Origin of the sequence: Bariatricus sp. HCP28S3_A7 (assembly GCF_052066375.1) — a bacterium.
In the GTDB taxonomy this organism is placed as follows: Bacteria; Bacillota; Clostridia; order Lachnospirales; family Lachnospiraceae; genus Allocoprococcus.
The window spans coordinates 35,825-60,506 of record NZ_JBQHSG010000001.1 but is presented as its reverse complement, the minus strand read 5'-3'; the positions used below and the strand labels follow the sequence as shown (position 1 = coordinate 60,506).

General features: G+C 41.8%; 20 protein-coding genes and 1 pseudogene. 7 read left to right on the top strand and 14 right to left on the bottom strand.

Going from position 1 to position 24,682, the window contains the following annotated elements:
- Positions 1-6: 6 nt before the first annotated feature.
- Positions 7-2,967: a TOTE conflict system archaeo-eukaryotic primase domain-containing protein gene (locus ACTNA4_RS00300; RefSeq protein WP_441028083.1), complete on the bottom strand. Its 2,961-nt coding sequence runs from the start codon at positions 2,965-2,967 to the stop codon at positions 7-9.
- 272 nt (positions 2,968-3,239) lie between these two features.
- On the opposite strand from ACTNA4_RS00300, the gene ACTNA4_RS00295 reads away from it, so the two are divergent.
- Positions 3,240-4,178 carry an Abi family protein gene (locus ACTNA4_RS00295; RefSeq protein ID WP_441028081.1) on the top strand — a complete coding sequence of 313 codons (939 nt, stop codon included), beginning with the start codon at positions 3,240-3,242 and terminating at the stop codon, positions 4,176-4,178.
- Positions 4,179-4,214: 36 nt separating this feature from the next.
- Here the strand turns inward: ACTNA4_RS00295 and ACTNA4_RS00290 are convergent, their stop codons facing one another.
- Complete coding sequence (locus ACTNA4_RS00290) at positions 4,215-4,376, bottom strand: hypothetical protein (protein ID WP_021739274.1); 162 nt, start codon at positions 4,374-4,376, stop codon at positions 4,215-4,217.
- A 280-nt stretch (positions 4,377-4,656) separates the two neighbouring features.
- Between ACTNA4_RS00290 and ACTNA4_RS00285 the strand changes: the two genes are divergently transcribed.
- The 3 genes from ACTNA4_RS00285 to ACTNA4_RS00275 all read left to right on the top strand — a co-directional run bounded on the left by ACTNA4_RS00285 (position 4,657) and on the right by ACTNA4_RS00275 (position 8,435).
- Positions 4,657-6,903: a tetratricopeptide repeat protein gene (locus ACTNA4_RS00285; RefSeq protein ID WP_441028223.1), complete on the top strand. Its 2,247-nt coding sequence runs from the start codon at positions 4,657-4,659 to the stop codon at positions 6,901-6,903.
- A gap of 91 nt (positions 6,904-6,994) precedes the next feature.
- Complete coding sequence (locus ACTNA4_RS00280; protein WP_330684617.1) at positions 6,995-7,459, top strand: RNA polymerase sigma factor; 465 nt, start codon at positions 6,995-6,997, stop codon at positions 7,457-7,459.
- Positions 7,452-8,435: a zf-HC2 domain-containing protein gene (locus ACTNA4_RS00275; RefSeq protein ID WP_441028078.1), complete on the top strand. Its 984-nt coding sequence runs from the start codon at positions 7,452-7,454 to the stop codon at positions 8,433-8,435. Before ACTNA4_RS00280 ends, ACTNA4_RS00275 begins: the two co-directional genes overlap by 8 nt.
- A 131-nt stretch (positions 8,436-8,566) precedes the next feature.
- On the opposite strand, the pseudogene ACTNA4_RS00270 reads toward ACTNA4_RS00275, so the two are convergent.
- From ACTNA4_RS00270 to pcrA, 4 genes and pseudogenes are all read right to left on the bottom strand, one after another.
- A pseudogene (locus ACTNA4_RS00270) lies at positions 8,567-8,731 on the bottom strand (TnpV protein); the annotation flags it as partial.
- 31 nt (positions 8,732-8,762) lie between these two features.
- Positions 8,763-10,436 carry a 23S rRNA (uracil(1939)-C(5))-methyltransferase RlmD gene (rlmD, locus tag ACTNA4_RS00265; protein WP_441028076.1) on the bottom strand — a complete coding sequence of 558 codons (1,674 nt, stop codon included), beginning with the start codon at positions 10,434-10,436 and terminating at the stop codon, positions 8,763-8,765.
- A 146-nt stretch (positions 10,437-10,582) separates the two neighbouring features.
- Entirely contained in the window at positions 10,583-10,831 is a 249-nt protein-coding gene (locus tag ACTNA4_RS00260) for a DUF4366 domain-containing protein (RefSeq protein ID WP_427808535.1), read from the bottom strand.
- Positions 10,832-10,966: 135 nt separating this feature from the next.
- The gene (gene pcrA / locus ACTNA4_RS00255) at positions 10,967-13,198 is read right to left on the bottom strand and encodes a DNA helicase PcrA (RefSeq protein WP_441028074.1); all 2,232 of its coding nucleotides are present in this window, start codon (positions 13,196-13,198) and stop codon (positions 10,967-10,969) included.
- Positions 13,199-13,417: 219 nt separating this feature from the next.
- On the opposite strand from pcrA, the gene ACTNA4_RS00250 reads away from it, so the two are divergent.
- Positions 13,418-13,726 carry a YerC/YecD family TrpR-related protein gene (locus tag ACTNA4_RS00250; protein ID WP_427808531.1) on the top strand — a complete coding sequence of 103 codons (309 nt, stop codon included), beginning with the start codon at positions 13,418-13,420 and terminating at the stop codon, positions 13,724-13,726.
- A gap of 41 nt (positions 13,727-13,767) precedes the next feature.
- Here ACTNA4_RS00250 and ACTNA4_RS00245 read toward each other — a convergent pair whose 3' ends face one another.
- Together ACTNA4_RS00245 and ACTNA4_RS00240 are read right to left on the bottom strand one after the other, a co-directional pair.
- The gene (locus tag ACTNA4_RS00245; RefSeq protein WP_427808529.1) at positions 13,768-14,385 is read right to left on the bottom strand and encodes a DUF1836 domain-containing protein; all 618 of its coding nucleotides are present in this window, start codon (positions 14,383-14,385) and stop codon (positions 13,768-13,770) included.
- 39 nt (positions 14,386-14,424) lie between these two features.
- Positions 14,425-15,138 carry a phosphatase gene (locus ACTNA4_RS00240; RefSeq protein WP_441028072.1) on the bottom strand — a complete coding sequence of 238 codons (714 nt, stop codon included), beginning with the start codon at positions 15,136-15,138 and terminating at the stop codon, positions 14,425-14,427.
- Positions 15,139-15,272: 134 nt separating this feature from the next.
- Between ACTNA4_RS00240 and ACTNA4_RS00235 the strand changes: the two genes are divergently transcribed.
- Together ACTNA4_RS00235 and ACTNA4_RS00230 are read left to right on the top strand one after the other, a co-directional pair.
- Positions 15,273-15,470, top strand: a complete 198-nt coding sequence (locus ACTNA4_RS00235; RefSeq protein ID WP_427808525.1) for a hypothetical protein — start codon at positions 15,273-15,275, stop codon at positions 15,468-15,470.
- Positions 15,471-15,576: 106 nt separating this feature from the next.
- Positions 15,577-17,379 (top strand): glycoside hydrolase family 2 protein, encoded by a 1,803-nt coding sequence (locus tag ACTNA4_RS00230; protein WP_441028070.1) that lies wholly within the window; start codon positions 15,577-15,579, stop codon positions 17,377-17,379.
- A gap of 62 nt (positions 17,380-17,441) precedes the next feature.
- Here the strand turns inward: ACTNA4_RS00230 and glgB are convergent, their stop codons facing one another.
- The 6 genes from glgB to ACTNA4_RS00200 form a co-directional block, all read right to left on the bottom strand.
- Positions 17,442-19,229, bottom strand: a complete 1,788-nt coding sequence (gene glgB, locus ACTNA4_RS00225) for a 1,4-alpha-glucan branching protein GlgB (protein WP_441028068.1) — start codon at positions 19,227-19,229, stop codon at positions 17,442-17,444.
- 120 nt (positions 19,230-19,349) lie between these two features.
- Positions 19,350-19,979, bottom strand: a complete 630-nt coding sequence (locus ACTNA4_RS00220; RefSeq protein ID WP_427808519.1) for a DUF4317 family protein — start codon at positions 19,977-19,979, stop codon at positions 19,350-19,352.
- Positions 19,980-20,191: 212 nt separating this feature from the next.
- Complete coding sequence (locus ACTNA4_RS00215; RefSeq protein ID WP_441028066.1) at positions 20,192-20,665, bottom strand: DUF6773 family protein; 474 nt, start codon at positions 20,663-20,665, stop codon at positions 20,192-20,194.
- On the bottom strand, positions 20,646-20,867 hold the full coding sequence (locus ACTNA4_RS00210) for a helix-turn-helix transcriptional regulator (protein ID WP_441024431.1): 222 nt from the start codon (positions 20,865-20,867) through the stop codon (positions 20,646-20,648). Before ACTNA4_RS00210 ends, ACTNA4_RS00215 begins: the two co-directional genes overlap by 20 nt.
- A 564-nt stretch (positions 20,868-21,431) precedes the next feature.
- Entirely contained in the window at positions 21,432-22,739 is a 1,308-nt protein-coding gene (locus tag ACTNA4_RS00205; RefSeq protein ID WP_441028064.1) for a sensor histidine kinase, read from the bottom strand.
- Between the two features lie 354 nt (positions 22,740-23,093).
- Positions 23,094-24,629: a sodium:solute symporter family protein gene (locus ACTNA4_RS00200; protein ID WP_441028062.1), complete on the bottom strand. Its 1,536-nt coding sequence runs from the start codon at positions 24,627-24,629 to the stop codon at positions 23,094-23,096.
- Between the last annotated feature and the right edge of the window lie 53 nt (positions 24,630-24,682).

The window sequence follows — 24,682 nt, the reverse complement described above, 5'->3', positions numbered from 1 at the left end:
ATCTCCTTATTTTTCTGATAAATATCCCAGTGCAATTTCCAACAATTCCGCTGCAACCTGATGATTCCTGATACGCATTAAATTATCCCAAACATCTACTCTTCCAAGAAGATTCATGCCCCCATGCCATACTAATTCATCATCAATGACAGCAAACCGTTCTTCTACTTCTGTTTTTGTTACTTCATTCATTCCTACCAGCTGCATTGTTCTGATTAACTCATGGCATACATCCGAACTTCCATAAACAATCTCTTCCGGATCTGTTGTGATGATAGTTACCTTTACGCCTGCTTCCTGTCTTCCCTTCATCAGGAATAAGAATCGTTCAATCTTGTCCTGTCTGATATCCGGGCTGGAAATTACCACCATTTTTTCTGCCTCCACTATATCCTGTTCAAACTTTTCGGTATAATTTCCGGAATCGAATATTGCATTTATCATCTGTTTCGACTGCAACTCTCCCGTCCATATTGAAAATCCTGTCTTCTTGTATGTTCTTAATCTTTTTGCATACATCTTATCAAAGAAGCGAACATGAGAATCAATATAATCATACACATAAACAGCTTCTTTTCCGGGATAATCTCTATTCAGTCTTCCCACATACTGTTCAAGACGCCCTTCAAAAGACACAGGAGCTGCAAGCATTAGTACATCCAGTCTTGGAAAGTCAAACCCTTCTCCTATCTTCTGACCGGTTGCAACTAAAATAAGTGATTCATTTTCAGGAACCTGCTTTAACCTTACTCGTATTTCTGCATTTTCCTTATCGGAGTTATCACCATATAGAAGAAATACATGATCTGCTTTCTCTTTCAAAGCATCAAATAAAAATTTTGCATGCTCCTTAAACTTTGTCAAAATTACCGGGGTCTGTTTTCTTGCAACACAAGCTATCACATCGTTTACAATCATCTCATTACGTACCCGACTGGTACTAATCAGACTATATGCCTTATTGATATCATCCTTGCTTTCTGCATTATCGACTACTCTTGTATATCTCGGGACAAAATAATGTCCGATTCCCTGCTCTTGCGCCCTCTCCAACGCAGTAAACCTGTGTCTCAGTGGACCCAGCAACATATAAATGATCCTGTCAAGGCTGTCACCACGTTTTGGTGTAGCTGAAACACCATACACATACTTTGCATTAATTTTCTGTAATAATTCCATGGATGTATTGGAAGCTGCGTGATGGCATTCATCCATGATTACCATTCCATAAGAATTAATCCGTTCATTAAACTTTCCCCTGCTATACATAGAACCAACCATTGCAACATCTATGATACCTGTTAATGTATTTTTACTGCCGTGCAAAATTCCTATCACACTGTCTCTCTTTTTCTTTCTTCCTGTTTTTGTTTCATAGTCCGGTGGTTCTTCTTTTATTTCCAAAAACTTATTCAGTTCATCGACCCACTGATTCAGTAAGTCTTTGCTTTGTAACAGGATAAGCGTATTTACTTTTCGCTCAGCAATAAGATAACTACATACTACCGTCTTACCAAATGCAGTTGCCGCACTCAAAACACCATCCGAATGTGACAGTAATTTTTCTGCCGCCAGCTCCTGCTGCGTTCGCAAATCTCCCTTAAAAGATACTCGGATTGGATGTCCTGTTTCTCTCTGATCAGAAACATCAACAGAAATCCCTGCCTTTTCACATTCTTCTATTAATTTTTCTCTCAGTCCCCTCGGAATCTGTATGTACCCATCTATATCCTTTCCTAAATACACAGCACTAAAATTGTAGTAATTTGAATATCCAAGCCTTTTATTTTTATAAAATTCCGGATTATCAAATGCTGCCAGACTACGAATCTGATTTTGTATTCTTGGCATAAGGTTCAAAGTATCAATATAAACACCATTCCCCAATACCATATGCAGCTTGCCCACAACATCAGCTTTAGAAAACTCGCACTTCTTTTTCCATGGTTTCGGTCTGGAGTTTTTATCAATATTAGCAAGCATTCCTCTGGCTTCTGCTAATTCTCCCTGCCATTTTGTCATGTATTGTTCGATATCTTCTACGCCCAACTTATCCGTTTTATTAAATAGAGTATCCCATTGATCAGGATATGCATTCCAATTTTCATCTACAAAAGCACTATTTCCATTCTTAAGTGCCTGTCCCTGTAACGGTAATGCAATCAAATTACCTATACTATTTGTCACATCCTGTGAAGGATACATTCTGTCATAATAATGAAACGATTTCAGATTAATGGAAGTTGAACCTTTATCCAATAAGAGAAATCCGAAATTTCTTGCCGTTGCCGCCGGTATTGCCTTTTTAAAGAAAATCCATACATGTGCCCCTTTCCCGGAGCGGGATCTCTCAACTAAAGGTCTGATACCATTAAGCTCACACATTTTTCTAAGAGCATCCACTTCTTTATGCCACTCATTATCCGTATTGGCAAAATCGGTAGCTTCCGCTCCTTTTTCATGGTTATCAAAATCAAATACAATAAATCTGCATGTACCATTTGGCAATAGAGGATATACACCAATTACATCTGAACCATCCTCTTTAAATCCCAACAAATGAGCAATTATTTTTTTAACATCCAGCCTTGTCCATTTGGTATTTTCACACTCATCACAAAATACCTTCTCTTTACGTTGCTTAGGGCAAAGTCTGTCATTCCAACGATTATCACATTGGGGAAAATAACCACCGTTCTTACCTCGTCTGGCATATACATCTTCTCTTCCCCAAAACATCGAAAAGAAACGGATTGCCATCTCTTCTGAAATAAACGAAGGATTCACAATACGTTCCCCCTGATCCGGGTCATACTCTTCTGCATTTTCTATTTTTTCTTCGAAAGGATTTACCTCATCATACGGAATACTTGCTTTCTTCAATTTATCTTTTAATAATCTGTTCTCATATTCAAGTATCCTAACCATCTTTCTCAACGAATCCACATCGTATGCTTCTACGTTCACCTCTGTCACCTGCAATTCTTATTTCTTCACAATATTATCTCGCATTCATTGTCCCAACTTTATTCTATCATTTGTTCCAACTATCTTCAATATTTGTTTCCGAATATTTAACGCTTATATGAATAAACTAATACTACCACTAAAAACAGATTGACTTTCTGAAATCAATCCTGTATAGTATTTTTAGTGGTTGTGCTATGGATGCTTGAGGGGCCCGTAGCCGGAGGAGCTCATGCGTGGGCTCCTTTTTTACTATACAGGAGTGATATATTATGGAGAAAAAATTTCTTACATACGATCAGCAAATTGAAAAATTACAGAGTGAAAAACAATTAACCATTTCAGATGTTCCAACTGCCATCCATACGCTAGAGCATATCAGCTACTATTCTTTGATTGGCGGATACAAAAATCTGTTCAAACATAAGCCTTCTGGAAAATACTTATATGGTGTTACATTTGAAGAAATTGTTGCATTTTATTATTTTGATGAAGAGTTACGGACTTTATTTTTAAAGTATATTCTTCATGTAGAACGGCATCTGAAATCTTTGATTTCCTATCACTTCTGTGAAAAATTTGGTGAAAGTCAGGTAGAATATCTAAACCCTGTAAATTTTAATTCTGCAAAGAAAAACCAAAAAGCTGTCAATCGCCTGATTCATTCTATGCAAAACTGTATTTCGATGCCTTCCCATTATAATTACATTTCCCATTATTCCAAGGTATATGGTAATGTTCCACTCTGGGTTGCAATGAATGCTGTTACATTTGGACAGCTTTCTGCCTTTTATCAATATATGCCAAACGATGTCCAGGTAAAAGTCAGTAAACATTTCCCAGGCTATACAGAAAAACAATTGCATCAATTTATCACTATTATTGCAAAGTGCCGGAATGTATGTGCTCATGGAGAACGATTATATGATTTTCGAACTCAAGATACAATCCCTGATACACTCCTACACCAAAAGCTTTCTATTCCATTGAAAAAGGGGAGTTATACTCTTGGTAAACACGATTTATTTGCTGTAGTTCTTTCACTAAGATATCTCATCAACAATGATGATTTTAAATCATTCAAACGCTCTCTTATCCAGTTAATCAAGCGAGTACTTAAGCAGTGCCCACATTTAACACAGGCACAACTATTAAAACAAATGGGATTCCCTGAAAATTGGGAGAAGATTTGCAGATATAAAATATATTAAAATCATATATAAAACGGCAGCCCTGCGATTTCCATCTCAGGAAGCTGCCGCTTCTTTTTTCTTTTCATTTTCTTCTTTTTTCTCCTGTCCATTGTTTTCCTTATCTTCCTCCAGTTCCCGGAGCAGCTCTTCGCCATATTTATCTATCATCCGCACAAGAAAATCAATGCACCGTTCAAATTCTATATTCTGTTTCACAAGCCTCTCCTTCCCTGTTTTTTTATTCTGTAGTCATTCTACAGGAAAGTTTCTGGCTTCTCATTGAGCAGAAATTGAGAGTAAATTGACTGTTTCTCATTTATTTTGGTTCATATCATTGAAATTCCATTGTCCAGAACATACGTTTGTGTTATTATATAGGAAGTTTAGTACCAGATACAAACAGAATTGATACGAAAAGGTGGGATTGCGATTGGATCGATGCGATTTTAGCTCTATAATGACATGTTTAAAAAATCATATCAGCGAAAGTAACCAGATGAACCAGCCTGAATTTTTATATGAAGTGTTTGAGGATTTTATGGACAGCCCGGAAAGCATAGATTTTTCTTTTGACAACGGGCTGGTCTGCCGGTGGATGACCGGACAGGCGAAGATCAGTCCCAAAATCTGCTCTTACTATGCAAGACCAAGCAAACAGGAAAAACTGGCTGAAACGCTGCAGCATAATCTTATACCATTAATGACCGACTGTAACAAAGCACTGCAGGATGTTTATCTCCTGTTCATGCAGGATGCCACAATCTCCGAAGCAAAAAAGAAAAAGCTGGCATCCCTTTACAAGCCCCTTGATTCACGGCTTCTTTTTCTGGCAAAATTGATCTCCTTTGATATGGAACGCCAGTTTATCAAACGGGATACCAGAAACCAGAAACTGATTGCAGGCGGTTCTCTTTCCCCGGTTGTTCTAGATTACATCATGGACAGTGAAGTTCCCAGACCATGCCGCCATTTTCTTGGAAGAGAAGAAGAACTGGACGAATTACATGCAATGCTGGAAGAAAACAGCAAAGTATTTCTCTATGGAATTGCGGGGATTGGAAAGAGTGAACTGGCGAAAGCATATGCAAAGCAATACAAAAAATATTATACGAACATCCTGTATGTGGAATATGCCGGTGATTTACATCAGGCTGTCACAGACATGGATTTTACCGATGATCTGCCGGAAGATGGCGAAGAAGAACGTTTCCGGAAACACAACCGGTTTCTCCGCTCTCTAAAAGATGATACACTGCTCATCATAGACAATTTCAACGTCACTGCCACGCAGGACAGTTTTCTGCCGGTGGTCCTGAAATACCGGTGCAGGATTCTTTTCACGACTAGAAGTAGATTTGACGGACACTGTATCCTGCAGCTAAAAGAGATCCGGGAACCGGCCAGCCTGTTTCAACTGGCAGCTGCATTTTATTCCGAAGCAGAAGAACACCGGACACTGGTAGAAGAGATCATAGAAACCGTCCACCGCCATACTTTTGCAGTAGAACTGGCAGCAAATCTTCTGGAAAATGGAATTCTACCTCTGGAACGCTTGCTGGAAAAGCTACGGGAAGAAAAGGCATCCCTTGAAAATGAAGATAAAATCATTGCCATCAAAGACGGTCAAAACAGCAAGGCTACTTACTATAACCATATCCACACTCTGTTCTCCCTTTATTCCATATCCGTAAAACAACAGGAAATCATGCGGAACCTTTGCTTTCTGCCTCCTGCCGGTATTTCCGCCCGTATTTTTGCTGACTGGCTTGGATTAACTGACTTAAATGCCATCAATGACCTGGTTGAAACAGGTTTTGTACAGGCAACTACCCGGCATACAATTTCCCTGCATCCGATGATTCAGGAGATTGCCCTTTCAGAAACAAAACCTTCGGTCACAGGCTGCCATACTTTGCTTAATTCCCTGCAAAAAATATGTCTGATGCATGGAACAGAAGTCAGCTATTATAAAAAACTGTTCCAGACAGTCGGGAATATCATGCGGATGATAGAAAAAGATGATCCGACCAAATACCTTCTGTTTCTGGAAGATATCTTCCCATATATGGAGAAATACCGTTACAAGAAAGGTATGAAAGAGATTATCTGTGAGATGAAGCAGCTTTTGAAAGGGAATGGAAACGGTGCCGATACTGACCGTGCATTATTACTGGACTATCAGGCATGTATGGAAACAAAGCCGGAAAAAGCCATCAAACTTGAAAAGGAAGCCCTTGCACAGATCAAAGAAATCACAAAAGACAATGCCCACCTTGTCTCCAACCTTCATGCGAATCTGGGCGGTCTTTACCGCCTAAATGGTCAGGCAGCGCTTGCAAAAGAACACATGGAAAAGGGAATCTTCCTGCTTGAGCAGTACCAACTGCTTTATACCAATGACAGCATTCCCCAGATCAACAATTATGCTGCCTTATTGACAGAATTGCAGGAGCCGGAACGGGCAATGGCTGCCCTCCAGAAACTTGCGCAGATCATCAAAGAATACAACTCCGATACCTGTCTGGACTATGCCCAGGTACAGGAAGCCATGGGAAATATCTGCCTGATCACAGCAAATATCTCACAGGCTAAAACCCATTTCAAAAAAGCCATGAAGATTTATGAGAATGTTTGGGCTGATGAACCGGAACTGATTGAAGAAAAATATCAGGAAATTCAGGAACTGTATCCACAGGTAGGCATCGCACTGGCAAGGGGAATCCTGGCTTCAAAAAACAAATAATAAAATAAAACCGAAAAAATTTGTAACGAAACTATCCTTTCTCCGTCTAATCTATGTAAAAAGGAGGTGAACAGTTCTGGATTATGAGAAATTGTACAATTCATATTATCTGCAGGTTTACTCATATGTGATGACTATTGTAAAAAATCAGTCTCTTGCGGAGGAAATTACCCAAAATACTTTTTATAAAGCTATGACTGCAAAACACACATACGAAGGCAAGTCCAGCGAATTTACCTGGCTTTGTAGTATTGCTAAAAACCTTGCAATTGATGAATGTAGAAAAAATACTAAATATGCATCTTTTGATGAAGCTAGCTCTGAAGTATCTTTTGATATGGTAGATAATTATGAAGATCAGGACACAGCTCTTCAGATCCATCTCATACTTCATGAACTTCAGGAGCCTTATAAAGAAGTATTCCAGCTTAGGGTATTTGGAGAATTATCATTTTCACAGATTGGAACTATCTTTGGTAAAACAGAGAACTGGGCAAGAGTTACTTATCATAGGGCAAGATTAAAAATCAAAGAAAGGATGGATGAACATGAATAATAATCAAAATCAATGTGATATTGTGCAGGATCTTCTGCCACTTTATTATGACCATGCATGCAGCTTGGCAAGTTGCCAACTGGTAGAACAGCATCTAACTGACTGTCCTAAATGCAGAAATACTTATGAACAGTTAGCGAATAATACCATTAACACAGTTATCAAACAGGAATCAAAAGGAGTTCTTGCCCGTCACGCTCAAAAAGAACGGAATGCCGCGTTTAAAGCCGGCGTTGTTATAGCAGGTATCCTTCTTCTGCCAATCATTATTACCTTTATTGTATCTATGGCAAACGGAGGAGGACTTGGTGTATTTCTTGTGGTCACTGCATCCATGATGCTTGTTGCTGCACTTACTGTAATTCCTTTGATATCTTCACAAAAAAGAATTTTAAAATGCATCCTATGCAGTATTGCCGCTTTATTGCTGATTTTCTTTTTCGTGGATGCCATGAATGGAGGCGGAGAATTCCTATATTGGTCAATCCCTACTTTATTCGGATTATCTGTAGTATTCTTCCCTTTTATAATACGAAATATCACTTTGTCACCTGTTTTATCTGATAAAAAAGCTCTTATTACTATGATATGGGACACGTTATGGCTATATCTTACAATATTCATTGTATGTTACCGCTCAGGAATGGCTGGAATGAAAACAGGAAGCATTGTTGCATTCGTCCTTATGCTAGGTGTATGGCTCATTTTCCTCACAATAAGATATTTACCTGTAAATTCTTTCATCAAAGCCGGAATCAGTACTTTCTTGTGTAGTATATGGATGATTTTTTCCAACGATATCTGTACTTTTCTTATTGAACATAAAAAACAACTTACTATCAGTCACGTCAACTTTTCAAATTGGAGTACAGACATCAGTTTCAATGCAAATGTCTATGTAATAATTTTAATTGCTGGTGGATTAATCAGTGCTTGTCTTATTGGAATCGGTATAATCATAATGAAAAAAAGGTAATCCTGGAAACAAAGACACTTCGGATGGCATTATCACACATTGTCATACGAAGTGTCTTTTGTTATGTCTATATGACTTTTTCCCACTTTTGGGAGAAAGTTCTTTTAATTTCAGCAAATATATATTTGTTTGAATACTCTATACATTGCCAGACGATGCTCTTTCAGATATGTTTTTCGCATCATTCCATATTTCCCATAATGCGGTTCTTCATCTGTACTGATAAGATTCGGATAGTAAATTCCATCTGCGCCAAGTGTGTAGGTTCCACCCATTTTTTCAAATGTGCTTTTCATGTGTTATTCCTCCTTGAAATCAGCGATGTCCTTAGATCATCGCATAATATTTCAGGGCAGCCTTGATAGCATCTTCTTTCTCTTTCGGGCATTGTGGAACTCTTGCATTTTCTGATTTTGGAAGATTATAGTTTTCTCCCACTTCAATTCCACATTTGCGTTTTACCTGAGAAATATATAAACTTGAAACCTTCAAGCCAGATTCTTTCAGCACATAATCCTTGATTTCCTGATAGGTTGCTTTCAACTCGGCACTGGTGGCATCCAGCTCGTCCAGGTCTAAGTCGATCTCTATCGTGTCATCCGGCTTTTGTTGGGACAAAAGAACAACCGTCTCCACATGATAAGTCCCCGGGAATAAATCCACGCACCCAATCCGTTCCACCTGATACCCTCTCCCCTGCAGCATTTCCAGATCTCTCGCCACACTGGTCGGCTTACATGCGATATAAACCATCTTCTCCACGCCAAAATCAATGATCTTCTCCAGCGCCTTCGGGTGCACGCCGTCTCTGGGCGGATCCAGCACGATCAGATCCGGCACTTCCCCGAGGTCATCGATCACCTTCAGCACATCGCCTGCCCAGAAGGTACAGTTATCGAGCCCGTTCATTTTCGCATTTTCCTTTGCCGCTTCCACTGCTTCTTCCACGATCTCCACACCAACAACTTTTTTTGCAACCGGCGCAAGGATCTGGGCAATGGTGCCGGTTCCGCTGTAGAGGTCGAAAATCACCTTATCTTTCGTCTCACCGATATAATCTCTTACCTTTTCATACAGCACTTCCGCTCCCAGGGAGTTGGTCTGGAAGAAGGAAAATGGTGTGATCTTGAACTTAAGTCCCAGGAGTTCTTCGTAAAAATAATCCTGCCCATACAGTATTTCCGTTCCTTCATCTTTCACGACATCCGCCAGGCTGTCATTTTTCGTATGAAGAATTCCGGCTATCGTCCCGTCCAGTTCAAGGGCTGTCAGGCAATTCACCAGTCCCCTTTTATCCAGTTCATACTCTGTCGTTGTCACAAGATCGATCAGGATTTCCCCTGTCTTTACCGCTTTTCTGACCAGTAGGTGGCGATAGAATCCTACATGACGCATGCGGTGGTAGTATGGAAGGCCTGTCCCTGCGGCAAATTCCAGCACGGCGGCAAGGATTTTCCGGTAATCTTCATCTACGATCCGGCATCCGGTCACAGGGACAATGTCATGAAAGCTTCCCCGTTTATGCATTCCAAGTGCAAGCGGACCGTCTTTGTACTCATCTCCGAAGGAGAATTCCATCTTGTTCCGGTATGCTTCCCGCACCGGGCTTTCTGCGACGCCTTCCCAGATATAGTCTCCATTTACCGCTGAATCCATCATGTTTTTAATCTGTGTCGCTTTTAAGCGGATCTGTTCTTCGTAGGGGAGATTCTGATACGTGCAGCCTCCGCAGCCTTTTTGAAAATCGTCTCCTTCTGCAGATGGCATCTGGCAGAAATGTGGGCACATCGGTTCTATCTCAATCGGGGACGGTTCCAGTACCTGAAGGAGTCTTCCTTCTGCCTGCCCTTTGCGGATTTTATTCACTGCAAAGCTCACCTTCTGCCCTGGCAATGTGTTTTTAACAATCACGTTTTTCTCTTCCCCATCTATTCTTGCAATCCCTTTATTTGGAAATTCTACTTTTTCAATCATTCCTTCCAGAATCTGTCCTTTTTTCATCGTACACCTCTAAAAATACTATTCTATTCTAATATACTTGTTCTAATCAACAATGCAAATTTCTTGGCATAAGCAAAGCTCAGGCATGGCAAAAAACAAGACAGGAACCTTTCTCTCAATTCCTGCCTCGCTTTACTCTTTTCAACTTACTGTACTTCATCCTCGTCACTGAAGAAATCTTCATCGAAGTCATCGTCGAAATCTTCATCGAAATCTTCAAGATAATCCGGGGTAAAGAAACAATATACTGCATATGCGATTGCTGCAACTGCTGCGACTGCTCCTACAATAGCCAGAACCCAGAGAATCGTCTTCTGAGCCTTATCCTCTTCCTCTTTCTTGTGGATTAAGTCATTCAATTTTGTTGTAGCAAGCATTTCTTCTATTCTGCTCATGCCTTCACATCCTTTCTGCCATTCACTCAGAGTTCTTACACTGAGTATCATACGCTCATCAATATGAAATTATTATATCATTCCCGTTACTAAATTTCTACCAAATTATATCATTTTTAGAAATTCTTTATCGTTCTATTCGACTTTTTCCAGTTTTGCAAACATAGCAAACATCTTCTTTACACCGGCCGTATCGAACTGAACCGTCACCTCGTAATCACGTCCGCCTTCGGTGATCTGTGTCACCGTTCCTTCACCGAATTTCATATGACGCACCCTGTCTCCTACACCGTAAGAAAGTCCCTCACTCTTCTTGACCTGGAACTGTTTCGGTGCGGCATAGGCATTCTTGTGGAAATTCATCACAGCCTGCTGATATGCTGTCCGCTTTGCCTCTTCTGCCTTTTTCTCTTCTTTGTGGAAGACTTCTCCGGTAGATAAAAGTTCCGGTGGGATTTCCTGCATAAAACGGGACATCCTGTTATATTGTGTCTCGCCCCGGACCATCCGCCGTCTTGCGCAGGTGAGGGTCAGTTCTTCCTTCGCCCGGGTGATTCCCACATAACAGAGTCTTCTTTCTTCTTCGATATCGGACGGATCATCCGAGGTAACAGACATATAACTTGGGAAAAGTCCATCCTCCATGCCTGCCAGATAGACATGCGGAAATTCCAATCCTTTCGCACTATGCAGGGTCATAAGAACCACGTAATCGGTATCCTCGTCAAGACTGTCAATATCGGCTACCAGTGCGACTTCTTCGAGAAATCCGGACAAAGTAACTTTCGTTCCCTCTGCTTCACATAATTCCTCGTATGCTATGATTTTATTCTTGAATTCTTCGATATTTTCAATACGACTTTGTGCCTCTTCATCAGTATCAGCCTGCAGTTCTTCCACGTACCCGGTCAGCTCGATGATCTCATCCATAAGCTTGGAAATGCTCATGTTTGCGCTTTCGGCTTTCAGCTGTTCGATCAGCGCCACAAAGGATTCCAGCTTCCCTGCGCTTCGCCCAATCGCCGGAATACTGTGTGCGCCAACCAGCGCATCATAAAAGCCGATCTCACGCTCTGCGGCATACTCCTGCACGCGGTTGATCGTGGTCAGGCCGATTCCCCTCTTCGGCACATTAATGATCCTCCGCACAGCCAGGTCATCTCTTCCGTTATCAATGGTTTTCAGATATGCAAGAAGATCCTTGATCTCCCGTCTGGCATAGAAATTGATGCCGCCCACAATCCGATAGGGCACATTGGATACAACCAGCTTTTCTTCAAACATACGGGACTGGGCATTGGTACGATAGAGAACCGCAAAGTCATGATAGCTTCGTTTTCCTGAATTTACTTCATTTTTTATATTGTTTACTATGTATTCCGCCTCATCAAATGCCGTATCAAACTGGCGGAACTGAATCGGCGTTCCCAGACCGTTCTGGGTCCAGAGCGCCTTCGCCTTACGTCCTTTGTTGTTGCGGATCACTGCATTTGCCGCATCCAGGATCGTCGTCGTGGATCGATAGTTCTGTTCCAGCTTGATGACCTTCGTATTCGGAAATACCTGTTCGAAATTCAGAATATTCTTAATATTTGCCCCACGGAATTTGTAAATGGACTGATCATCGTCTCCGACTACACAGAGATTCTTGTATTTCCCCGCAAGGATACTCACAAGCATGAACTGTACTGTATTGGTATCCTGATACTCATCCACCATAATATAGCGGAATCGTTCCTGATAGCTCTCAAGAACATCCGGCTGTGTCTGGAAAAGCTGAACCGTCTTTAGCAGCAGATCATCAAAATCCAGCGCATTGTTTGCCCGCAGCTGTTTCTCATACTCGGTGTAAGCCTGCGCGATCTTCTTCTGCATATAATCGCCCTCTGCCCTCAGTGCAAATTCCTCCGGTGTGACCATCTCATCCTTTGCCGATGAGATTGCCCCGAGAATGGTTCTTTCTTTCAGCATCTTGGTGTCGATCTTCAAATATTTACACACATCTTTCATCAGAGTCTTCTGATCATCTGCGTCATAGATCGTAAAGTTGGTATCATATCCCAGACGGTCAATGTATCTTCTCAGAATCCGGACGCACATGGAATGAAAGGTGCTCACCCAGATGCTCTCTGCCCCGAATCCTACGATGGAATCCACTCGCTCCCGCATTTCTCCTGCCGCTTTGTTGGTAAATGTAATCGCCAGTATATTCCAGGGATTCACTCCATTTTCTTCAATGAGATATGCGATTCGATGTGTCAGCACTCTCGTTTTTCCCGAACCTGCTCCCGCAAGGATCAGAAGCGGTCCTTCTGTATGGCAAACAGCCTCTTTCTGCTGTTCGTTTAATGAATCATAAATACTCATATTCTACATCCTTTTCTGCAGCCGCTTGTCACAGCCTGTCTTTTCCTGTCTAATCTCTGCCTTCGCAGACGTACTTTTTATTATAATATAAAATCCTTCAATTGTCTCTTGTTTTTTCAAGAATCCCTACATACAAATGGAACTTAAGAAAATATTTATAGACTTTAAAAATTTACTGTGTTAAAATGGTATGGTCAATAAAGATACGGAGGGATCATCATGAGCCGGAAAATTAGAACTGAAGCTGTTGATTTTTTATTTGATGCTGTTTTAAGTCTGAAAAACCGCGAAGAATGTTATACTTTTTTTGAAGATGTCTGCACGGTAAATGAACTGTTATCACTCTCACAGCGCTTCGAAGTAGCGAAGATGCTGAGAGAACAGAAGACTTATCTGGAAATCGCAGAAAAGACAGGAGCTTCTACAGCGACGATCAGCCGTGTAAACCGTTCACTGAATTATGGAAATGACGGATATGACATGGTTTTCGCCCGCCTTAGCAAGGACCCGGAGGCAACTGAAGAATAAAAGAGAGAAGGAACAGGACGCCTGGGGAAAGCGTCCTGTTCTTATTTTTTATGCTTTTTCTTATTTTCTTCATGTTCCGGAAATCCGTCAATGAGCTTTTCAATCAGCTGCTTTTTAATATATACGTCAAAACTCAGATTACAGATAAAGGCGAACATCTGGAGATACTCCCTTTCTTCTTCCGGTGCATCTTTGAAAGAATCTTCAGCGATCTTGTACAGCTCGCCGACACTTTCCTGCGTCTGTCCGACCCTGCCCTTCTCCATCTGACAGATTTCTTCATAAACGCGCTCCATATCCAACTCGGATTCCGAGCCGAAATATCGGCTGATCATGGGTTCGAGCAGAGTTCCGATATCCTTGATGGATAAAATACTCTTAAAATAATAAATAAAGATCAATACCAGCAGATGTTCCTTGGTGTATTTCTTCTTCACCGGCGGCGGAAGGAGGTCATTTTTCGCATAATTATTGATCATTGTCTTCGTCAGGATCTTGTCATCCGGATACCGCTTCGTCGTCTTAAGCTGTTCCTCCATGAAGGTCGTTACCTGATCCATATAGAGATCAATATTCGGGATATCAGCAGGTTTGATATAATCGATCCTTCCGATACTCTCCATAATACTGTTCAGTAAATCTTCCGTGTCAATTGTCATATTTCTCACCTCAATATATTCATTATATAGTAATGAAAACTAGATGGCAAGTATTTTTTCCAGCCTCTCAAGGGATGTATTTACCACCAGTTCTTCCGGGAATTCGCATTCTTTCAAAACTTCCATCGCCAGATCAAATCCTGCCAGATCCACATCCACGTGGGCGTCGCTTCCAATGGAGATCGGCACCTCATATTTTTTACAGAGACGCAGCATTTCCATATCATTTTCCCTGGTATTCACACGGAATCCTCCCGGACGGAGGGAACTGTTATTCAGTTCCAGAAGCGTGTGCGTCTCTTTCGCCTTCTTTACGATTGCTTCATAATCTACCATAAATCTACCATCATCCGGATGCCCGATAATATCAATATGCGGGTTCTCCATTGCTGCAAGATATGCGTTTGTAATATCCTTTTTCGTCTTTGCCCCTTTATAGCACGGCGGATGAATACTGGCAATGACCAGATCCATTTCCGCAAGAACCGAATCCGGGAGATCCACACTTCCGTTCTCATCCAGTATATTGGCTTCCGTTCCAAGGAAGAGCTTTACGCCGCATTGATTTCTTGGAACGACACGCAGATTCTGAAAATAGAACAAATGGCAGCTTCCGGGCATGTCCGGCGCATGATCCGTCAGTGCGATCGCCTCCAGTCCTTTATCCGCAGCCGCCTTTGCCATTTCTCTTATCGTATTATATGCATGTCCACTTGCCAATGTATGTGCATGTGTATCTAAAACAATCTTCATTTTTCGCTATTTACTCCTCTTTTATAACTTGTTTCCTTACATTATCATAAACTCTTTATAAAGTTTTTACAATGAATTTTACATAGTTTTTCCCCTGATGCAGAAAATATCATAAAAAAAGGAAGGTTATTTTCATGAACAAAAAAGAAAAACAGCAAAACAATCGTATCATTGATTCCTATGATTATCTTGCCAATGCAGCCTCCTCCCAGGATTGTACAGGACTGATTCCCTCTCTCCCCATATCCCGTGCGGAGCTGGATTCCTATGAGGATGTTTATCACTACCAGCCTCCCAAAGTTCCGGTCAAAAAAGATGAGCGGGAATTGTAAAAATTCTATAAAATTGCAGAAGCGTCTGCCGGTCTATGGTATACTAATAAAAAGCGAATTGTGCAGACTACTCCTGCACAAGAATTTACAAAAGAGAGGAATTGATATGGATCTTTTATCTGCTCTCAAAAGTGCACATTTTTTCAATCACAAAAGGCGTCTTCTTCCCCTTACAACAACGTGGAGCGAGTCGCTGGATCCCGAGCACGTTCTGGAAGAGTATCCGCGCCCCCAGATGGTACGCGAACATTTTATGATTCTGAACGGTTACTGGGATTATACCATCTTTTCCAAAAAGAAACGCCATGCTCCTATTTCAGGGAAGATTCTGGTTCCTTTTTCACCGGAAGCTCCTCTGTCGGGCGTGCAGCAGCAGATTTTCCCGGATGATACTCTGATCTGCGAACGGACACTCCCCGATGAGATTCTTCCGCCATACGGCAAGAGATGTATTCTTCATTTTGGTGCCGTGGACCAGCAGGCCAGTGTCCGGATCAACGGCCGGACCGTCATCGAACACACCGGAGGTTATCTTCCGTTTTCCGTAGATATCACCGACGCACTGACCGAACGTTCCAACATTCTGTCAGTATCTGTCAGAGACCAGTCGGACCGCTCCTTCCACAGCACCGGCAAACAGAAGCTGAAACGCGGCGGAATGTTCTATACAGCCCAAAGCGGCATCTGGCAGACAGTCTGGGCGGAATGGGTTCCGGATATCTATATCACGGAACTGCATCTGACTCCTCAGTATGACAAGGAAACGGTGCATGTCTCTTTAAAATTGAACCGTCCGGTACCGGCATGCCGTGATCAGGATGCGGTCGTCTGCCATGTTCTTGATGCCGACGGCAACATCATTTCCAAAGGAATCTGCACCAATTATTCCGATTCTCTTTGTGAATATTCCTGCTACTGCGATGTGGACCAGATGGAGCCGTGGACTCCGGATCATCCTTATCTGTACCGCCTGCGTGTCCGTGCCGGCAAGGATGAGGTGACCGGATATTTCGCCATGCGCACCTATACTATTGAAAAGGATTCAAAAGGGATCTCCCGTTTCTGCCTGAATCACAAGCCCTTCTTTCTGAATGGAATCCTGGATCAGGGCTACTGGCCGGACGGACTCTATACCGCCCCTTCCGACGATGCTCTGATCTATGACATTACCAAGATGAAAGAACTTGGATTCAATATGCTGCGCAAGCATGTGAAGATTGAGACCGCCAGGTGGTACTATCACTGTGACCGCCTCGGTATGATCGTATGGCAGGACATGGTAAATGGCGGCGCCTATCATGCCCCCATTATGACCTGGATCCCGGCTCTGTTCCCGAAATTCAAGGTACGTATGAGTGACAAGCTGCACCTTCCTCTTGGCCGCAGGAGTATCCGGGGCAGAGAAGAATTCATTCAGGAATGCCGCGATACAGTCCAGGCACTTGGCTGTTTCCCGTGTATCAGCACCTGGGTCATCTTCAATGAAGGCTGGGGACAATTTGACTCCAAGAAGCTCACACGGCTATTGCGGGAACTGGATCCTGACCGACTGATCGACTCCGCCAGCGGATGGTTCGACCGCGGACAGGGGGATTTCAAGAGTGAGCATAATTACTTTGATAAACAGTTTGTAAATCCGGAACGACGCGCTTTCGTCATTTCCGAATATGGTGGGTACGCCTGTCAGATCAAAGATCATGTCAGCACGCGCGGTGTTTACGGGTATAAGGTTTTTCCGGCCGTCAGCGATTTCAGAGGCGCTTTCTACCGCCTGATGAGTGAAGAGATCGATCCGCTGATCGAGAAGGGGCTTTGCGGAGCCATCTACACCCAGGTTTCTGACATCGAAGAAGAAGTAAACGGTCTTCTCACCTATGACCGGAAAGTCTGCAAATTGGACAGGAATTAGACCGAAATATCAAAATTTTAAAACGCAGGGGCACCTCTTATAAATGAAGTGCCCCTTTTTCTTTATTCTGATTCCAACAATATTCCGGAAAACGGCGGAAGATTTAGAATGACCTTTCCATTTTTGTACTCATTTCGGGCAAGAGATGTCTTTTTTGCGGTACTGCCACCGAATTCTTCCCAGTCTGAGTGCAATGCCACTCTGATTTTTGCATCTTCCTCAACCTTAAATTCATACGCTTCCTGCAATACATTCGAAAAATTAAAGACAGCTATATATTTTCTTTTGGTTCCAACGCGTTCCATCGCATAAATGCACCGCTCCTCCTGATGGCAGTCCACCCACCGGAAATTCTCAGGATCATAGTCCCTATGGAACGCATCATTTTCCCGGTAAATACGGTTCAGTTCTATCATATACCGGTGAAGCGCATCATGATTCGGATACTTCAGCATATCCCAGTCCTGCTCCCGCTTCTCATCCCACTCACGGAGCTGGCCGAATTCATTTCCCATAAAATTCAGTTTCTTACCCGGATGCACCATCATATACATGTACATCGCTCTGGCCTGCGGAAATTTTCCATCGTAATCCCCGTTCATTTTCTGAAGGATCGTCGCTTTCCCGTGTACCACTTCGTCATGACAGAATTCCAGCATATAATTTTCATGATAGAAATACATCATAGAAAATGTCAGTTTATGATAATCCCGCGCCCGATACTCCGGAGCCGTCTGGAAATACTCCAGCGTGTCATGCATGAATCCCAGATCCCATTTATAGTCAAATCCGAGGCCGCCCTTCTCTACCGGCTTTGTCACCCCCGGGTAGGAAGTCGAGTCCTCTGCGATGAGCATCGCCGTTGGATGGCGCTGTTTCAGCCCCTGATTCATGGTCTTCAGGAAATCCAGCGTCGTTCCGTTCACACCGCGTCGTTCATCTCCCTGCCAGTAGATCAACCGGCTGACCGCGTCCATCCGAAGCCCGTCAAAATGAAATTCCTCCAGCCAGTAATTCGCCGCCGACTGCAGGAAACAGCGCACCTCTCCCCGGGAATGCATGAAATTACAGCTTCCCCACTCACTTTCTCCTACTGCAGCATTTGGGTACTCATACAGACATGTTCCGTCAAATTCCTTCAAGCCATAATAATCCACCGCAAAATGCACCGGAACAAAATCCATAATCACTCCGATTCCTGCCTGATGGCATTTATCAACCAGCTTTTTCAGCTGATCCGGTGTCCCATACCGTGAAGTCGGCGCAAAAAATCCGGTATTCTGATACCCCCAGGAACCGTCAAACGGGTGCTCAGAAAGAGGCATGAATTCCAGATGTGTATAATGATTTTCCTTGATATATGGGATAAGAAGCTCCGCCAGTTCCTCGTAATCATACCAGTCCGTCTCTTCTTCCCCTTTCTTTTTCCAGGATCCTGCGTGCAGCTCGTAAATATTCAACGCCTCATCGTGCCTTACCGTGCGCGACTGCATCCATTCCTCGTCCTGAAACTGATAGGAATCCAACTCCGTCAGGATCGAACAGTTTGCCGGACGCAGCTCCATCTGAAATCCATAAGGATCCGCATGCTCTACCCGCCAGCCCTTTCCCGTGTAAATGCAATATTTATACATTTGTCCCAACTTTGCCGCAATCGGCTCCGATATATATACACCACTCTGGTTCTCCTGATACATCGGAATCTCCCGCCAGCTACTAAATTCTCCCATGACCGTAACGCCTCTCGCTCCCGGTGCAAATACACGGAAAATAAAATGATCCCCTTCTTTATGTGCTCCAAAATACCGGTAAACATCAAACAAATGACCTGTATAGAATTCTTTCTGCATTTCTCCTGGTTCCCCTTTCTCCTCATCGTATATCAGCTACGCCTATTATACAAAATGCAGAAAATAACCGTCAATAAAGCGGAAGACTACAATTTCTTGAAATTGTAGTCTTCCCATCATTTACGTTTCAAACCCTGCATACTGTGTCATATACAGTTCATAATATTTTCCTTTCTGTTCTTCAAATATATTGATGTATCTGTTATCTGTTGTCCTGTCACGAAAAGCCGGATATAAGAATCCAAATTCCGGTTTCCCCGGTTCGTACTCGCCGATAAGCGGACTGATTGTGCATAAAAGGTATGTATAAACCTCTTCCGATCCTTCCATCCACTCCTTATCACTGCCTTTTACGGGAACATCATATTGTCCGAAATAAAGATAACAAGCATACGGATATCCCGGATGAACTCTCTCTTGAATCAATTCATACAAAATATCCAGAAATGCATCATTCTTAAGTTCGGACTCTTTAATCCCATCCAATAACTGCCAGATGCTCCCCGGCTTTCTCGCAGAATCCGGGATTAGGTAGTCCTTCATTTGGTCATTGGTCCTGGAAATCAGAATCGTCTTCGCCAGATTCAGATTCTTTGTCCGGTCCGGTACCGACAATTTCAGAAAATGCGTATTAAAAGTCCCGTCAACATAACCTTCCTCATCAAAATACGCCCCTGCAATCCTCGACACCGAAGACCTGGCCGGGGTCATACGTCTGGTCAGTTCCAGCATATCTTCCCTGTTAATCATACTCACTACTCCCGCCTTTTCCTGTCATTATAAAATCAATTCCGGTTTGCGAGTGACCAGGGGACAGGTACCTAGTCACATTCAAATTAGTATTATTATAAACACAACATCGCATTAAGTCAATTAAGATGACTTTGGGAACGGATACATAATAAACGGTGCTTCGAATTCTAATTCCCGAAGCACCGCTCATCCCATTCATATCATATATTCTATTCGTCACACATAGAATCCTCATCCACCTTTTCCAGTTTTTCAACTCTTTTTTTGTATATCAGTGAGGATACTACTAATGCAGCCAAACATAAACCTCCCGTACAAACGAACATAAAAACACCGGTCATAATAGATCCGATAAAATTATGATAATTTTGATAGGAAATCACAAACCAAATGACACCTAATGCAGTACCTGCAATTACACTGGCAATTACGTTTGTTTTAAAATTTGGTTTTAGTTTTCTGTCCCAAATTCCATTTTTCATACAGGCAGCCGATAGATAAATTGCAAGGCACATAAATACGATCCATTCTCCTGCAAGATTTTTCGGACTGCCATTGCCCAAAAACATCTGAATCAACATTGCTGCCAGCAGTCCCCAAAAAGCAAACCAGCAGCCATTGTGTTCAATTTTCAAAAGTTTCAGTTCCTGTCTCTCGTCAAGATTATTCTTCTCTTTCTTCATCTTCCTCATCCTCCCAGAATAAATCATCTAAGCTCTTGTTTAATACACGGCAAATCTTTCGGCATAGTTTTATTGTTGGATTGTATTCACCCTTTTCAATGGCATTCATGGTCTGCCGCGAAACTCCGACCGCTTCAGCCAGGGCTTTTTGTGTCATATCTTTCTCAGCTCTCGCTACCTTTATAGCAATGTTTTTTGCCACTTGCTTTTCACCTCCTTGTTCCTTCCAACCATAGATTATCACTTATGCGACAATATGTCATGTATATTTTACTTTTAATCGCATATAAACAACTATTTAATTTATTTCTCATTCAGACGTCCTTTTCTTCTATACCGTTTTCAGAATTCTTCGAATTAATCAGAACCATTATTTGCAAAACATGTTATAATTAATCAAAAAGGCAGGTGTGTTTTATTCAGATAAATTCACTGCGGAAAAAGTCGGGAAACTCCATGGTGCTCCGATTATTTTTAAGGTCAGAACACAGGATATGCCTGACGCCGGTCATAAGTTATCTTATCGCCAAATGGTGTGTGGCTTGTAAAAAGCGTACCGACAGTATCTTGAAATAGAAAACATTGAAAAAATATAAACTGTTCAAATTCAACAAGACATAAAAGCAGCAAAAGGCTTCTTTCCTTCTGCTGCTTTTATGTCTAATCCATCATTATTTCGGAACCACGGTTCCAATAATATCCATAGTTTGAATAATACAGGCAAATCCGGCACTCATTGCAGATAGAATCATACGCAACACTGCCATTAGATTTCAATATTGATGTTTTGCACGATTACATTTTCCTGAATCTCAAAACAATAATCCATATCTTCATTATCCAAAATGATTTCGCGTGCATAATACATTCCATAGCCTCTATTTTCTCCTTTTGTCGAATAACCCTTATCATAGAGATGCGCTAACTCAGGCTTTGTGCCATATGTATTCTCTATGATGATCCGATATCCGTTTTCTGCATTTGCCATACGAATATCTACATATTTCTTTTCAGATTCTTCGGCCGCCTCGATGGCGTTGTCAATCAGGAGCCCCAGCAGGCGGCATAAAGCTTTCATGTTTTTGTATTCGACATTCAGTTCATAATCCGGAATCACTCTGATCTCTATACTCATTGCAATTGCTTTCAGCACTTTTTCGTAGAGAATTCCTTTCAGTTCAGGCGGCTCGACATCTTTTAAGGACTGCCACGCTTTTCCCTTTTTATCTAAAGCCACCCAGGTATCCCGGATATTCGTATCAAAATACTCTTTCAAATGCGGCATGTCATCCTCTTCGATGAAACTGGAGATCGTTGCGATCAGGTTTTTGTAATCATGGCGAAGCTCTCTGGATTCATCAATCAATTGTTCCAAACCGGATACGTAATTTTCCGTCATTTTCAAACGTTCCTGGTCTGCTTTCTTTTCTTCTTCGGAACGGATGGTCTTTGTAAAATAAATCAGTACAATGCTTGTACTTAGAAAACAGAGACCAAAAAGAACGCTATTCATTAAGAGTACGGATTGATTATAATTGACTGTTTGTCCCATTACTACATTAGCTACGAAAATAGCAACAAAACATATCAAATTTATTAATATCCCCGAATTAAATTTGTCACTGCTATTAATATATTTTAGAATATTCATCTTATTATACATTATTATTCTGATCAAAATGATGAGTAAAGCAAATATTCCAGTATATATAATAGCAAATATAGCTTCATAAGAACTACCAGCTACTATTATTCCAAAAAATTTGTTCAAAATATATAATACAATTTGATTAAAAATAACATCTATCATATATCCAAGACATGCAAAACATAAATTTATTATTTTATGTTCTTTTTCACCCAGTGCTATAATAATCAGAATGAAGCTAATAACAGGTATTGTAGTTCTTTGTCCCCAAGGCATTATCAAACTAATGATTCCAACAATGAAAGTAGTTATAAAAAGAATTTCGTAATACTTCTTTTCCATGTTTTTTGTCAGCAGACCGCACAAGGCAATAATGATGCCAACAGCACTACATAAAGCATCAATTATAATTGTTAATACTTTCATCTTTTCTCCCTCCACATTTTCAACACTTTCTGAACACATCTCTTGGATATGATGCAGAAGTACAGATCAAGAGGAAGCCTTTACCAGGTAATTCCTCCATCACTTTTATTGTCATTCTTGCAATACCACCAAATGAATTTAATGTCTATGCTCATATATTTTTTACGGTGTGTACATAAATGAATCAATCCACACCCACTCCGCTCATCCAAATCCATCCTTATGTCCATAAATGTTAACATAATTCAAATCGATTTACAATACAATCAAAAATCCCAATTACTTATTTAAAATCAAAAAACAGCTAAGACCAGTCCCATCCCGATCTTAGCTATTTTTTAACATCTACATTCTTTATTTTCCAAGTGCCGTTTTCTGTGAAACTACAGTTGATTTTTCATAGCAGGCAAATGCCTCGTCTACCAGTTTCTTATCCGGCTTCGGTGTAACAAGGCTGACAAGCGGAACGATAATCAGACCGCCGAGCATTGCGATTGCACCCGTATTGATCGGAGACTGCATGATCACCGGAAGGCTTGATCTTGCAAACATATTGATAAACGTAAGACCGCAGCCCCAGATGAAGGATACCCAGCAGGATGCTACCGTTGTCTTCTTCCAGTACAGCGAATACAGGAACGGAGCCAGGAAGGAACCTGCAAGTACTCCCCATGACACACCCATCAGCTGTGCGATGAAGGTTACGGAGCTCTTATACTGAATCAGTGCAAGTACTGCAGAAATCGCGATAAATACGACGATAAATCCACGGATTACAGTTACCTGCTTTTTGTCATCCATATCTTTTACCACGTTATCTTTAATAAAATCGATCGTCAGTGTGGAACTGGACGCGATTACCAGTGAGGACAGTGTAGACATAGATGCGGAAAGTACCAGGATTACTACCAATGCGATCAGCATCGGGCTTAAACTCTCCAACATGGTCGGGATAACAGAATCATATCCATTTGCGGCAATATCAATTTTATCGGAGAACAGACGTCCGAAACCGCCAAGGAAATAACATCCGCCGGCTACAACCAGAGCAAACAGCGTGGAAATAATAGTTCCTTTCTGAATCGCGTTCTCATCTTTGATCGCATAAAATTTCTGAACCATCTGTGGAAGTCCCCATGTACCAAGAGAAGTAAGGATAACCACAAACATCAGGTTCAGTGGATCAGGTCCAAAGAAAGATGCGAATACACCGGGCGCGGTAGAAACCGTTTCATCCGAAATCTGTGCAAGTCCCTGGTATGCTTCCATAAATCCGCCTTTGCTTGCAAGGACTGCCGCGATCACTGCAACAATACCTACCAGCATAACCATACCCTGAATGAAATCATTGATCGCAGTAGCCATATACCCTCCGGCAATTACATAGATACCGGTGAGAACTGCCATCAATACAATACATACGGAATAATCAATGTTAAATGCCATTCCGAATAATCTGGAAAGACCATTATAAAGCGATGCTGTATATGGGATCAGGAACACGAAGATAATCAGGGAAGCACACAATTTCAGTGCTTTACTGTTGTATCTCTGTCCGAAAAACTGCGGCATCGTCGCTGAATCAAGATGCTGTGTCATGATTCTGGTTCTTCTTCCCAGAACTACCCATGCAAGAAGTGAGCCAATAATGGCATTTCCAATACCGGCCCAGGTCGCTGCGATACCATATTTCCATCCAAACTGTCCCGCGTATCCTACAAATACGACCGCGGAAAAATAAGAAGTACCGTATGCGAAAGCGGTAAGCCACGGTCCAACCGAGCGGCCGCCCAATACAAAACCATTTACATCTGTTGCTGTTTTGCGGCAATACAGACCGATTGCGATCATCAGTGCAAAGTATGCCAGGAGTACAATTACTTTTAACATTTTCTTTCCTCTTCCCTCTCAACTAACTCATTGAGTTTGTGCTTTTTCTTTAG

Coding starts and splice junctions, on each gene's coding strand:
- ACTNA4_RS00220 (WP_427808519.1), bottom strand. CDS start 19,979: ATGATTAACAGGGAAGATATGCTGGAACTGACCAGACGTATGACCCCG.
- ACTNA4_RS00240 (WP_441028072.1), bottom strand. CDS start 15,138: ATGAAGATTGTTTTAGATACACATGCACATACATTGGCAAGTGGACAT.
- ACTNA4_RS00275 (WP_441028078.1), top strand. CDS start 7,452: ATGAATAATAATCAAAATCAATGTGATATTGTGCAGGATCTTCTGCCA.
- ACTNA4_RS00260 (WP_427808535.1), bottom strand. CDS start 10,831: ATGAGCAGAATAGAAGAAATGCTTGCTACAACAAAATTGAATGACTTA.
- glgB (WP_441028068.1), bottom strand. CDS start 19,229: ATGCAGAAAGAATTCTATACAGGTCATTTGTTTGATGTTTACCGGTAT.
- ACTNA4_RS00235 (WP_427808525.1), top strand. CDS start 15,273: ATGAACAAAAAAGAAAAACAGCAAAACAATCGTATCATTGATTCCTAT.
- ACTNA4_RS00245 (WP_427808529.1), bottom strand. CDS start 14,385: ATGACAATTGACACGGAAGATTTACTGAACAGTATTATGGAGAGTATC.
- ACTNA4_RS00205 (WP_441028064.1), bottom strand. CDS start 22,739: ATGAAAGTATTAACAATTATAATTGATGCTTTATGTAGTGCTGTTGGC.
- ACTNA4_RS00285 (WP_441028223.1), top strand. CDS start 4,657: ATGAACCAGCCTGAATTTTTATATGAAGTGTTTGAGGATTTTATGGAC.
- ACTNA4_RS00200 (WP_441028062.1), bottom strand. CDS start 24,629: ATGTTAAAAGTAATTGTACTCCTGGCATACTTTGCACTGATGATCGCA.
- pcrA (WP_441028074.1), bottom strand. CDS start 13,198: ATGAGTATTTATGATTCATTAAACGAACAGCAGAAAGAGGCTGTTTGC.
- ACTNA4_RS00295 (WP_441028081.1), top strand. CDS start 3,240: ATGGAGAAAAAATTTCTTACATACGATCAGCAAATTGAAAAATTACAG.
- ACTNA4_RS00230 (WP_441028070.1), top strand. CDS start 15,577: ATGGATCTTTTATCTGCTCTCAAAAGTGCACATTTTTTCAATCACAAA.
- rlmD (WP_441028076.1), bottom strand. CDS start 10,436: ATGAAAAAAGGACAGATTCTGGAAGGAATGATTGAAAAAGTAGAATTT.
- ACTNA4_RS00250 (WP_427808531.1), top strand. CDS start 13,418: ATGAGCCGGAAAATTAGAACTGAAGCTGTTGATTTTTTATTTGATGCT.
- ACTNA4_RS00215 (WP_441028066.1), bottom strand. CDS start 20,665: ATGAAGAAAGAGAAGAATAATCTTGACGAGAGACAGGAACTGAAACTT.